Genomic DNA, 11567 nt, shown 5'->3' on the forward strand with positions numbered 1-11567 from the left:
GGTGACAGATCAGGGGGATGCTTCCGGCGACGAGAAGTCGACCGGGAAGGGGAGCTTGGGTCGGATGGCCAGTGCGTTCAAGCGCAACCGTGAGACGCGCGACGCCAACCGCAAGGCGCGGCGGATGGCTCAGGACGAGGCCGATGCCCGCGAGTCGGCCGAGGTGGCCAAAGAGGCCGCTGCAGAGGCTCGTGAGTCGGCCGAGAGCTTCGCGCTACGCCTCGTCAACCAGTTCGAGCGCCTCCGTGAGGAGCGCCAGGAGCAGCTGGCCGCGCCCGAGCCGGTGACGGCGCCCAAGGCAGTCAGCCGCACCGACGTCCCCTACGGTGTCGAGCTCTCCGCGCAGTGGGCCTGGCGGTTCCTGGTCATCGTCGCTGCCGGTTACCTCATCGTTCGCGCTCTCGGCTTCCTCAGCATCGTCGCGGTCCCGCTGGTCATCGCGCTGCTGATCGCCGCGCTCGTCTCTCCGGTCGTCAACGGGCTGGCTCGGGTAGGCATGAAGCGGAGCATCTCGGCGCTCTTCGTCGTGATCGGTGTGCTCGCGGGAGTCATCGCCATGCTCAGCTTCGCAGGCACCCAGGTCGCCAACGGGTTCAACGATCTGGCCGGGCAGACCGTCAAGGCGCTCGACGAGATCCGCGACTGGCTGATCAACGGTCCGTTCCACGCGAGCGAGACCCAGATCGACACCTGGCTCAACACGGTGCAGACCACGCTGGAGGACTGGGCGGCGGCGTACGCAGCCAACCCGTTCTCCCGGGTCAGCGAGGTCGGCGGGGTCGCCCTCGACGTGTTCGCCGGTCTCTTCATCGTGCTCTTCTCCACCTACTTCTTCTGCGCCGAGGGCGAGCGGATCTGGAGCTGGCTGGTCCGGCTCGCCCCGCGCGCCGCGCGCAGCCGGATGGACAGCTCCGGCCGGGTCGCGTGGGTCTCGCTCACCCAGTTCACCCGGGCCACGGTCATCGTGGCCGCGGTCGACGCGGTCGGCATCATGATCATCGCCGCGGCACTGCAGGTGCCGTTCGTGGTGGCGATCGGTGTGCTGGTCTTCCTGAGCTCGTTCGTGCCCCTGATCGGTGCCACTGTCGCCGGCGCGGTCGCCGTGCTCGTCGCGCTCGTGTCCCAGGGGCCGGTGACGGCGCTGCTGATGCTCGGTGGCGTGATCCTCGTCCAGCAGCTCGAGGCCCACGGCCTGCAGCCGTTCCTGCTCGGTCGCTGGGTCCGGGTCCACCCGCTGGGCGTCATCCTCGCCGTCGCCACCGGCATCGTGCTCGGTGGGGTGGCCGGCGCGCTCGTGGCTGTGCCGCTCGTGGCCGCCCTCAACGCCGTGGCCAACCATCTGACAGCCGCACCAGCGGTGTCCGCGGCCTCGACGCCGGGGCTGCAGCCGCCTCCGCGGCCGGTCAACGGCCCGACCTTCCCACCCCCCTCGAGCCCAGGAGCAGGCAATGTCTGAGATGCATGGTCAGCCGTCCTACGACGACATCGTCGAGGCCCGAGAGCTGCTGCGCGGCCACATCACCGAGACCCCTGTCCAGGGAGCCCGCTGGCTCACCGACCTGGTGGGTGACACCGTCATCCTCAAGTGCGAGAACCTGCAACGTACCGGCTCCTTCAAGGCCCGCGGCGCGTTCGTACGCATCGCCCGGCTCACCGAGGAGCAGCAGAAGTTCGGGGTGGTCGCCGCCAGCGCGGGCAACCACGCCCAAGGAGTCGCGCTGGCGGCGACCACCCTCGGCATCCCGTCCACCGTGTTCATGCCCGAGGGCGCGCCGATCCCGAAGGAGAAGGCGACCCGCTCGTACGGCGCGGAGGTGATCTTCGAAGGGCAGTACGTCGACCAGTGCCTCGAGGCCGCGATCGCCTTCTCCGAGCGCACCGGTGCCGTCATGATCCACCCGTTCGATCACCCCGACGTCGTCGCCGGCCAAGGCACGATCGGTCTCGAGATCCTCGAGCAGACTCCCGACGTGAAGACGGTCGTGATCCCGCTCGGTGGTGGTGGTCTGCTCGCCGGGGCTGCGCTCGCGATCAAGGCGAAGCACCCCGACGTGAAGGTCATCGGCGTGCAGGCGGAGACGGCCGCCGCCTATCCGGTCTCACTGCGCGAAGGCCGCCCGATCCGGCTCGACAAGATGCCGACGATGGCAGACGGCATCGCGGTCGGCCTTCCCGGGGAGACCAACTTCCCGATGATCCAGTCCTACGTCGACGAGATCCGCACGGTCTCGGAGGAGTCGATCTCCGGCGCGCTGCTGTCGCTCGCCGAGCGGGCCAAGCAGGTCGTCGAGCCCGCCGGCGCGGTCGGCGTGGCTGCCTTGATGGATGCGCCCGAGAGCTTCGAGGGTCCTGTCGTGGTGGTGCTCTCCGGCGGCAACATCGACCCTCTCCTGCTCGGCAAGGTGATCCAGCACGGCATGACGCTGGCCGGACGCTACCTGCCGGTCGCGGTGAAGATCCCCGACCAGCCGGGAGCGCTGGCCACGTTGCTGTCAGTGATCGGCGACACCGGCGCCAACGTCATGGAGGTCGTGCACTCGCGCACCACGCCCGGGCTGCGACTCGCCGAGGTGGGAGTGCAGCTTCAGCTCGAGACCCGTGGCCAGAACCACGCCGAGCGAGTGCTCGAACAGCTGCGCAGCAAGGGCTATCCCGCGGTCAGCCCGTGAGGGCGTGGCCCGACGTGCCGAAGAACGGTCCTGAGGTCGGTTTGCGCAACGTTTCGGTCGCAGACTGTCTTCGGGTGTGGTTGCCTTGTTAAACTGAAGGTTCTGACAATCTCCCGCAGAACGCTCAGCAGGGTGACCCATGCCCACGCAGCAGGGAGAGAAGGCGCCGGTTGATGGGGGTCGACCGGCGCCCCTTACATATTCACTACCCATCAGGAGTAACTCGCTATGACTCAGTCGACCGAGACCACGGCTGCCACTATCTGGCTCAGCAAGGGTGCATTCGACAAGCTCACCGCGGAGTTGGAGTACCTGAAGGGCCCTAGGCGTCAAGAGATCCTTGCTGAGATCAGCTCTGCCCGTGATGAGGGCGACCTCAAGGAGAACGGCGGCTACCACGCCGCCCGCGAGGAGCAGGGCAAGCTCGAGGGCCTGATCCAGCAGCTCGAGGCGCTGCTCCGCAAGGCGGACACCACGGTCCCCGAGGACGACGGCGTCGTCTCGGTCGGCAAGCTGGTCACCTTCAAGTTCGAGGGCGATGACGACGACGAGGCCGAGACCCGCCTCATCGCCTCGATCGAGATGAAGGACTACGCAGGCGGCGTCGAGATCTCGTCGGCAGCCTCGCCGATCGGTGCCGCGCTCATCGGCGCCAGCGTCGGCGACACGGTGACCTACGAGGGTCCCCGCGGGCCGCTCAAGGTCGAGATCCTGAAGACCGAGGTCTTCACGGGGAAGTGATGCCCGTGCAGTGATACCCGGTTGACCGGGTATCACTGCACTTCTCCGGCGTTGCCATGCCAGAGAAGTGCAGGAAACACCTGAGAAGTACGGTCACTCGACCCTGCAGTCGCCCCACTCGACCCGGAGCGCGCGGCGCTCGGTCGGGATGGTGATCGTCTGGCGTCCTTCGCCGGCGGTGAACTCGAGGTGGCCGACCTTCTCCTCCTGGTCGTCCTCGGCCTCGACGGAGCAGACCGGTGTCGCGTCCTTGTCATGGAGGCGTACGACGAAGGTCACCTCGACTTCGTTCTCGCTGATCGCCTCCCACTTCTCCAGCCCGGAGGAGACCTCGGGGTGGAGAGCCGCCCACAGCGCCCAGCCGAACCAGCCGACGATCGCGACGGCGGCGATGGACAGCGCGACGATGAGCACGCCCGGGCGACGGCGCGGGCCTCGGCCGTAGCGGGCTGCGATGCGGGACTCTTCTGAACTCACGGGCTCGGGCTCCGCTTCGGCAGATGACGGCGTGCTCACGGGGATCATGGTCCCATCCCCCTGGTGACTGCCGCACATCCGTCCCGGCCGCCTACCACGAAAGTTGTCCGCTGAGTGGGAGCGGGTAACCGAACCGTGAGACGGAGCGTGGTTAGGATTGAACTCATGCCAGATCTGCTCCAGCAGGCGTTCCGCCTGATGCATGTGCACGCGCACCCCGACGACGAGTCGAGCAAGGGCGCGGGGATCACCGCGAAGTATGTCGCCGAGGGCGTCGACGTCCACGTCGCAACGTGTACGGGTGGTGAGCGGGGCGACATCCTCAACCCGAAGATGGAGCGCCCCGGCATCCTGGAGAACATCCACGAGATCCGCCGCGAGGAGATGCACCGCGCCCGCGACATCCTCGGCATCAAGCAGGACTGGCTCGGTTTCGTCGACTCGGGTTGGGTCGAGGAGTTCATGCTGGTCGAGGAGATGGGCGCGAAGGACTGGTCGCTGCTCCCCGAGGGCTGCTTCGGCCGGGTGCCGCTCGAGGTGAGCACACGCCGGCTCGTGGAGATCATTCGCTCCTTCCGGCCGCACGTGGTCACGACATACGACGAGAACGGGGGCTACCCGCACCCGGACCACATCATGTGCCACCGCGTCTCGGTGGCGGCGTTCGCGGCCGCCGGCGACCCCGACCGGTTCCCCGACGCAGGGGAGCCGTGGCAGCCGCTGAAGCTCTACTACAGCCACACCTTCAACTACCCGCGCATGATCGCGCTGCACGAGGCGATCAAGCGTCACGGCCTCACCTCGCCGTACGAGGAGAGGCTCGAGACCTGGAAGCGTGACCCCAGCTGGGACGAGCGGGTCACGACAAAGGTCGAGTGCGGTGAGTACTTCGGCGTCCGCGACCAGGCTCTGCTCGCGCACGCCACGCAGATCGACCCCGACGGCCCCTGGTTCGCGGTGCCCCGGGAGATCGAGAAGGAGGCCTGGCCGACCGAGGACTTCGAGCTGGTGACCTCCTACGTGCCGGTGCCCGAGGCCACCCGACGCGAGGAGACGGACCTGTTCGCCGGCCTCGACCTGGCCACCGCCGACGACGAGGGCAAGGCCGCCGTCGGCCGCGAGATCAGCTTCGGCAAGGTCGTCACTGGCTGAGCTTTCCTCAGGTTGAGGTGAGACAATAGTCCCATGTCCGGCCTCCCGATGACGACGCAGACCCTGCACACCTCCCAGCCCGTCCCCGAGCCCACCCCGCCGCAGGACGAGGACGTGGTCGCGGGCTGGACCGCCTTCGGCATCTTCATCGCGCTGTGCGTCGCCGTCGCGGTGATCGCGTGGAGCATGTTGCGCCAGTTCAAGAAGGTCGAGAAGGCCAGGGTCGAGGGCGTCTTCGGCGAGGAGGACCAGGCGGAGGCCATCGCCCAGCAGGAGGCCAAGGACGAGATCAAGAAGCTGAAGCGCTAGCGGCAGCAGCCTCCTAGAGCGTCGGCGCGATCGACGGCAGCAGGTCCTGGAACGTACGTCCGTTGGCGATCTCGCCCAGCGCGGTCATCTTCCAGCCGCCCTCGGAACGGCTGAGCTTGGCCATGATCTCGGCAGTGTGCGGCCCGGTCGTGCTCAGGTCGAAGCGAGCGATCTCGGTGCGAGTGCTCTCCTCCACGACGCGACAGAACGCGTTCTGGATCTGGGCGAAGCTCTGCCCGGTGAAGGAGTTGATCGTGAACACGATCTGCTCGACCGTGGGAGGCAGGCGGTCGAGGTGGACCATGATCGACTCGTTGTCGCCGTCACCGGCGCCGGTCCTGTTGTCGCCCGAGTGGATCACGGCAGCCTCCCTCGACCTGAGCTGCCGGAACCAGGCCTGGTCGACGTGGGATCCGGACGCGTCGTAGAGGATCGCGGAGGCGTCCATGTCGACGTGAGCGCCGCGGAACCCACCGAAGAGGCCCTTCCGGACCGCGTCCCATCCCAGCGCGATCCGCACCGGCGTCATGGTGCGGCCGTCAGCCGTGCTGAGCGAGACCGACTGTCCTTTGGCGAGCGAGACGGACAAATGACCCTCCGAGTGCTGGACCGACACGGGCCGGAGCGGGCGTGACGTCCCCAGCCTAGTCAATCGTGACCGTCACCGGCTCGGTTCCGACCGCCTCGACGAGGATCCGGTTGTGGTCGGCCTCGCCGACGACCCGGCCGCCCTCGACTGCGATGTCCGGACCCGAGGGATAGTGGATCGGGCTGACGAAGATCTCCGTCGGCTCGTCGATGTCAGCGGCCGGCTCGTAGGTGTAGCTGAACTCGCCGGTCGCGGGGTCGAAGGAGAGGTCGACCGGGGTGCCGGCCGTGGCCTGGGGGTAGGTGCGGACCAGCGTACGCAGCTTCTCCGTCTTCACCGTCGACAGATCGGCGTCGTCGGCGAACATGCCCTGGCGCCCGTCGGCGGTGGTCGGGTCGTCCCAGTGCTTATAGGCCCAGTGCATCCAGGAGGCGAAGTGGTCGTCGGCCGCGGCGGTGTCGATGGCGAGCAGCTCGGTGTTGTCGGTCGCGCCGAACTCCGACATCAGGCTGGTCGCGCCCATCGTCTCGGCCTGCTCGAGCGCCTTGCGGTGGTGATTCTCGTCGTAGGCCTTGCAGCCACCGACCCCGATTGGGATGCCCTGGGAGTCGAGGAAGCCGAACGGGCAGTAGCTGTGCCAGGAGTAGCCGACCTGGTCGTCGTTGGCCGGGCCGAAGCGCGAGTTGGGGACCTGGCTGGCGAGCAGCTGCGACTCGTACCAGACGATTCCGTCGGGATCGGCCCGGCGGATCGCCGCCGTGGCCTTCTCGTACGCAGGCTGGAACTCGTCGCGATAGGACTTCGCGCACCCGGTGATCGGGCAGGAGAGCCACTCCTTGCCCGCCCAGGGCTCGTTGATGAGGTCGTAGCCCATCGAGTACGGCTGGTCGCCCCACCTCTCCGCGACCGCGGCCCAGGCCGCTGCCCAGGCCGCTGCCCAGCCGTCCTGGACCCCGAACTCGTTGGCCCAGAAGTTGTCGTAGACGGTCGCCAGCTCGGGTGTGATGTAGGTCGCGGGGAAGGACAGCTTGATCGGCGGATGCAGGTTGTACGGCGCCGGCCGCTTGGCCGCCCAGTCGGGCACGCCCTCGCCGCCGTAGGTCTCGTGCCACATGTCCTGGTGGAAGTCGTACTGCATCCAGATGCCCTTGTCGGCGAGCAGGTCGATCACCCGCTGCCAGTCGTCGAGGTAGTCCTCGTCGACCTCGCCGGGGGAGTCCGGAGTCACGCCCGCCCACAGGGTCCCGATCCGGGCGCCGTTGAACCCGTGCTCGGCCAGCCATTCCGCATCGGCCGCGGTGAAGCCCTCGGCCGAGTCGGACGGGACGTACGGATCGTTCTTCCAGACCAGGTTCTGTCCGTGCACCAGCACGATCCGACCGTGCTGATCGACCAGCCAGCGACCCTCGCGGGACAGCTGTGGCGTCTCCTTCGCCGGGTCGGCACCCGCCGGTCCGACCGGAGTCAGCAGCGTGGCTCCGAAGGCGAGCGCTGCGGCCGTGGCGGCAACGATTCCGAGGCTTCCCGAGCGACGAGGCATGTGCGGAACCTATTCCTCCCACGCCGAAGCAGACAAGAACGTGTTCCTATTTTGGACGTCCGGGCTGCCTGGACCAGAGCAGCAGTGGACAGGGGTGGCCTTCCTGCGGTTGAGTCAGAACCGACACTTTGGGGGAGAATGTCACCTGTGAGAGACGAAGCGAGCGGCTGGTCGGGCACCTGGGTGGCCGAACGCCTGGGTGTGCGTCTACGGACGACCGACGCGCCGAGCGGGATGATGCTCACCGATCTGGTCGGCCTGGCGGTGCGGCGCAACCCGCGTCGCGCACAGATTCTCGTCTCCTCTGTCCTCGGCAAGCACCTCCCGACCGACCCGCGGGTGGTGACCGACGCCGCGCTGCGCCTGGGGGCCAAGGCTCGTGCGGCAGTCACCGGCGACGCGGTGGTCCTCGGCTATGCCGAGACGGCGACCGCGCTCGGACATCTCGTCGCCGACGCGCTCGGTGCGCCCTACCTGCACTCCACTCGCAGGGTCGTCGACGGCCTCGAGTCCGCCGCCGACTTCTTCGAGGAGCACTCGCACGCGACTGCCCACCGGCTGCTTCCCGCAGACCCCGCCTTCCTCGCCCGCGGGGACACTCTGGTGCTGGTCGACGACGAGGTCATCACCGGCAAGACGATCGTCAACACGATCCGGGCGCTGCACAAGAAGTTCCCGCACAAGCACTACGTCGTGGCCGCCCTCGTCGACCTGCGCTCGGAGGCCGACCGCGGCCGGATGGAGCGCTCGGTCAAGCGGCTGCGCGCGACCCTGGACGTCGTCTCCCTCGCGAGCGGTGAGATCGAGCTGCCCGAGGATCTCGCCGACAACGGCAACCGGCTCATCGACACCGTCGAGAACCTCCGCCAGCTGGCCGGCGTCGAGTCGACCCGCGGTCAGCGCGGCGAGGTGGTCCAGGTCGTCGCCACCTGGCCGCGAGCAGTCCCGGAGGGCGGTCGCCACGGCTTCGTGCCCGGCGCTGCCGGCTCCTACGAGTCGGCCGTCACCGTGACCGCCGCCGCGATCGCCGGGCGTATCCCGGACGGTCCGGTGCACGTCCTCGGCACCGAGGAGCTGATGTACGCACCTCTGCGGATCGCCTCCGCGCTGGCTGACCGGCGTGCGGCCGAGGGCAGGCGCCACGAGATCACCTACTCGACGACGACGCGCTCGCCGGTGCTCGCCGTCGACGACCCGGGCTACGCGATCCGCACCGCGATCACCTTCCCGTCTCACGACGCGCCCGCCGACGGCGACGGTCCGCGCTTCGCCTACAACCTGCGTGAGGGCGCGTACGAGGCGATCGTCCTGGTCGTCGACGAGCCGGCCGACACCACTGCGCTCCACGAGGAGGGCGGCCTGGTCGACCAGCTCGCCCGGCTCGCGCCGCGGGTCGTGGTCGTGACCGTCCCGGCGTTCACCCCGGAGCCGCGCCACGACCTGCCGGCCCGTCAGCTGCCCGCGCCGCTCCACGGCCCCGCGTTCGGCTCCTACGATCGTGACGACGTCGCGTGGCTGGTCAAGGAGCTTCCGGCGGAGACCTCCGCCGAGACCCCGGAGGACGAACACGCGCACGCGCACCGGGAGCTCTTCGACGAAGCGCTGACGGCGTCGGCCCAGCGAGTGGCGTACGCGATCGGCCTGGTCACCGAGCAGGTGCTGGCTCGGCGCGGGCAGGACGCGGTCCTGGTCTCCCTGATGCGTGCCGGCACCCCGATCGGGGTGCTGATGCGGCGCTGGGCGCAGCGTGTGCACGGGCTCGATCTGCCCCACTACGCGGTCTCGATGATCCGCGGCCGCGGCATCGACCAGACCGCGCTCGCCTATCTGGCCGCGCACCACGACCCCGCTCGGGTGATGTTCGTGGGCGGGTGGACCGGCACGGGTGCGATCGCGCGGGAGCTGGCCGGCTCGCTCGAGAAGGCCAATGCGACGCTCGACGCCCATCTGGCCTCGCCGTTCTCCCCGGAGCTCGCGGTGCTCGCCGACCCGGGCCGGAGCGTGTCGGTCCACGGCACCCGGGAGGACTACCTGATCCCGTCGGCGTGCCTCGGCTCGACCGTCTCCGGCCTCGTCTCGCGCGCCGTCATCGACGACGATCGGGTCGGTCCCAACGACTTCCACGGCGCTGCGTTCCACGCCGACCTGGCTCCGGCCGACGTGTCCAGGAGGTTCGTCGACACGGTCGCGGCCCGGTTCCCGATCGTGCGCACCAAGGTGATGCTCGACCTCGGGGCCCATCTCGGCGGTGACCACAAGCCCACCTGGGTGGGCTGGGACGCGGTCGAGGATGCCGCTGAGAAGTTCGGGGACGGTGACGCCAGCCTGGTTGAGGCCGGCGTCGACGACACCGTCCGGCTGCTGCTGCACGGCGAGGCGGCGACGATCCTGGTCAACCCGGCGCGCGATGCCGACCTGGGTCTCGTCAAGAAGCTCGCCGAGGCGCGCGAGGTGCCGCTGGAGCGGGTCTCCGACCTGCCCTACGCCTGCATCGGCCTCCGGCAGCCCTGATGCCGGTGCCCCCGCCACAGGACCTGGTCGTCGTCGGGAGCATCAACGTCGACCTGACCGCGGACGTCGAGCGGCTGCCGGGCGCAGGGGAGACCGTCGGCGGCGGCCGGCTGCGCCGTGATGTCGGCGGGAAGGGCGCCAACCAGGCGGTCGCGGCGAGCCGGCTGGGCGCGCGGGTGCGGATGGTCGGCGCCGTCGGCTCCGACGCCGACGGTGCCTGGGCGGTCGAGACGGTCAGGTCCGCTGGGGTCGATGTGGAAGGCGTACGCACCGTCGACGCCCCGACCGGCACGGCACTGATCGCCGTCGACGCGGCGGGGGAGAACCAGATCGTGGTGTGTGGCGGAGCCAACGCGCTGGTCGAGCCCGAAGGGTTCGTGGTGGCGACGGACGATGCCGTGCTCATGCAGCTCGAGCTTCCCCTGGACGTCGTCCGTGCTGTGGCCACGCGGACGCCCGGGTTCGTCGTGGTCAACGCGGCGCCCGCGCAGCCGCTGCCTGCGGACCTCGTGGAGCGGGTGGACCTCTTCATCGTCAACGAGACCGAGTACGCCGCGATGCCCGAGCTGGGCAAGGCCAAACGGGTCGCGGTGACCTATGGCGCCTCGGGCGCGGCCATGATCGCCGAAGGCGCCGAGACCGCCCGGGTGCCGGCCGTGTCCACGGAGGTGATCAGCACCGTCGGCGCAGGCGACGCGTTCTCCGCCGCGCTCACCCTCGCGATCCTGGCCGGCATGCCGGACGACGAGGCGCTGCGTACGGCATGCGCGGTCGGTGCGGCGGTCGTCGCCCATCCCAGCGCTCAGCCGCCGCTGGACCGGTTGGAGACGTACGTCTAGCCCAGTTCCTTCTGGAAGAAGTGGGTGGCGTGGGGGTTGTCGTTGTAGCGGTCGATGCGCTCGTAGCCGGCCCGCTCGTACATCCCGATCGCCTCGCTGAGGACGTCGCGGGTGTCGAGGCGTACGACCCGGTGGCCGAGCCTGAGCGCCTCGGCCTCGAGGTGGCGCAGCAGGCGCGAGCCGAGGCCGGCGCCGCGCCAGGCGGGATCGACCCACATCCGCTTGATCTCGCCGGTTCCGTCGAACTCCCGCACTCCGCCCGAGGCGACCGGCGCACCGTCGCTCGCGGCGATGAAGAACGCGCCGTGGGGAGCCCGCAGGGAGGGGTCGTCACCGAAACCCTCGTCACCGACGGTGAACCCAAAGCGGTCGCCGATCTCGGCGAAGTAGTGGCCCATGGCCATCTGGGCGATCGGGTCGCGGGGATCGATCTGCTCGATGGTGATCGTGGCGGCTCGGACCAGCAGGTCGGCTGTCGCCAGGGCATCGTTGAGGCGGTCGCGCTGCCGCTGCGTCAGCGGGTCGAGCAGCAGATGGGCACGCTCCTCGGAGCGGCGCTCGAGGTCGTCCCACTGCTTGAGACCGTCCTCGGTGAGCGCCACGAGCCTGCGCCGGCCGTCGGACGGGTCGCGGTCCATCGCGACGTACCCCTTGCTCTCCAGCGTCCGCAGCATCCGGCTGACGTAGCCGGAGTCGAGGCCGCCGAGTCTGGTCCTGAGATCCTGAACCGTCTCGGCGCC

General features: G+C 69.3%; 11 protein-coding genes. 7 read left to right on the top strand and 4 right to left on the bottom strand.

Annotated features, from left to right (window positions below; translation table 11 throughout):
- The first annotated feature begins 1 nt into the window (after window position 1).
- From ABZZ22_RS15035 to greA, 3 genes are all read left to right on the top strand, one after another.
- Window positions 2-1456, top strand: coding sequence for an AI-2E family transporter (locus tag ABZZ22_RS15035; protein ID WP_354932649.1), 1455 nt, complete (start codon window positions 2-4; stop codon window positions 1454-1456).
- Entirely contained in the window at window positions 1449-2669 is a 1221-nt protein-coding gene (gene ilvA, locus ABZZ22_RS15040) for a threonine ammonia-lyase (RefSeq protein WP_354932651.1), read from the top strand. The genes ABZZ22_RS15035 and ilvA overlap by 8 nt, the downstream gene beginning before the upstream one ends.
- A 228-nt stretch (window positions 2670-2897) precedes the next feature.
- Window positions 2898-3410, top strand: a complete 513-nt coding sequence (gene greA / locus ABZZ22_RS15045; RefSeq protein WP_292652727.1) for a transcription elongation factor GreA — start codon at window positions 2898-2900, stop codon at window positions 3408-3410.
- Between the two features lie 93 nt (window positions 3411-3503).
- Here the strand turns inward: greA and ABZZ22_RS15050 are convergent, their stop codons facing one another.
- A complete protein-coding gene (locus ABZZ22_RS15050) occupies window positions 3504-3887 on the bottom strand; it encodes a DUF4307 domain-containing protein (RefSeq protein WP_354932654.1) in 384 nt (127 codons plus the stop codon).
- Between the two features lie 165 nt (window positions 3888-4052).
- Between ABZZ22_RS15050 and mca the strand changes: the two genes are divergently transcribed.
- Together mca and ABZZ22_RS15060 are read left to right on the top strand one after the other, a co-directional pair.
- Window positions 4053-5039 carry a mycothiol conjugate amidase Mca gene (gene mca, locus ABZZ22_RS15055; protein ID WP_354932656.1) on the top strand — a complete coding sequence of 329 codons (987 nt, stop codon included), beginning with the start codon at window positions 4053-4055 and terminating at the stop codon, window positions 5037-5039.
- 33 nt (window positions 5040-5072) lie between these two features.
- Window positions 5073-5348 carry a hypothetical protein gene (locus ABZZ22_RS15060; RefSeq protein WP_354932658.1) on the top strand — a complete coding sequence of 92 codons (276 nt, stop codon included), beginning with the start codon at window positions 5073-5075 and terminating at the stop codon, window positions 5346-5348.
- Window positions 5349-5361: 13 nt separating this feature from the next.
- On the opposite strand, the gene ABZZ22_RS15065 is transcribed toward ABZZ22_RS15060, so the two are convergent.
- Entirely contained in the window at window positions 5362-5937 is a 576-nt protein-coding gene (locus tag ABZZ22_RS15065) for a TerD family protein (RefSeq protein ID WP_354932660.1), read from the bottom strand.
- 55 nt (window positions 5938-5992) lie between these two features.
- Window positions 5993-7477, bottom strand: coding sequence for a cellulase family glycosylhydrolase (locus tag ABZZ22_RS15070; protein ID WP_354932662.1), 1485 nt, complete (start codon window positions 7475-7477; stop codon window positions 5993-5995).
- 138 nt (window positions 7478-7615) lie between these two features.
- Between ABZZ22_RS15070 and ABZZ22_RS15075 the strand changes: the two genes are divergently transcribed.
- Together ABZZ22_RS15075 and ABZZ22_RS15080 are read left to right on the top strand one after the other, a co-directional pair.
- A complete protein-coding gene (locus ABZZ22_RS15075; RefSeq protein ID WP_354932664.1) occupies window positions 7616-9988 on the top strand; it encodes a phosphoribosyltransferase domain-containing protein in 2373 nt (790 codons plus the stop codon).
- 5 nt (window positions 9989-9993) lie between these two features.
- Window positions 9994-10827: a ribokinase gene (locus ABZZ22_RS15080; RefSeq protein WP_354932666.1), complete on the top strand. Its 834-nt coding sequence runs from the start codon at window positions 9994-9996 to the stop codon at window positions 10825-10827.
- Here the strand turns inward: ABZZ22_RS15080 and ABZZ22_RS15085 are convergent.
- Window positions 10824-11567, bottom strand: a 744-nt coding sequence (locus tag ABZZ22_RS15085) for a bifunctional helix-turn-helix transcriptional regulator/GNAT family N-acetyltransferase (RefSeq protein ID WP_354932668.1), incomplete at its 5' end; no start/stop codon positions are given. The genes ABZZ22_RS15080 and ABZZ22_RS15085 overlap by 4 nt on opposite strands.

The organism is Nocardioides sp. NPDC006273, from assembly GCF_040613495.1.
Classification (GTDB): domain Bacteria; phylum Actinomycetota; class Actinomycetes; order Propionibacteriales; family Nocardioidaceae; genus Nocardioides.

What these genes read in the sequence shown, in the direction of transcription:
- ilvA (WP_354932651.1), top strand. Translation starts at nt 1,449, where the DNA reads ATGTCTGAGATGCATGGTCAGCCGTCCTACGACGACATCGTCGAGGCC.
- greA (WP_292652727.1), top strand. Translation starts at nt 2,898, where the DNA reads ATGACTCAGTCGACCGAGACCACGGCTGCCACTATCTGGCTCAGCAAG.
- mca (WP_354932656.1), top strand. Translation starts at nt 4,053, where the DNA reads ATGCCAGATCTGCTCCAGCAGGCGTTCCGCCTGATGCATGTGCACGCG.
- ABZZ22_RS15060 (WP_354932658.1), top strand. Translation starts at nt 5,073, where the DNA reads ATGTCCGGCCTCCCGATGACGACGCAGACCCTGCACACCTCCCAGCCC.
- ABZZ22_RS15070 (WP_354932662.1), bottom strand. Translation starts at nt 7,477, where the DNA reads ATGCCTCGTCGCTCGGGAAGCCTCGGAATCGTTGCCGCCACGGCCGCA.
- ABZZ22_RS15075 (WP_354932664.1), top strand. Translation starts at nt 7,616, where the DNA reads ATGTCACCTGTGAGAGACGAAGCGAGCGGCTGGTCGGGCACCTGGGTG.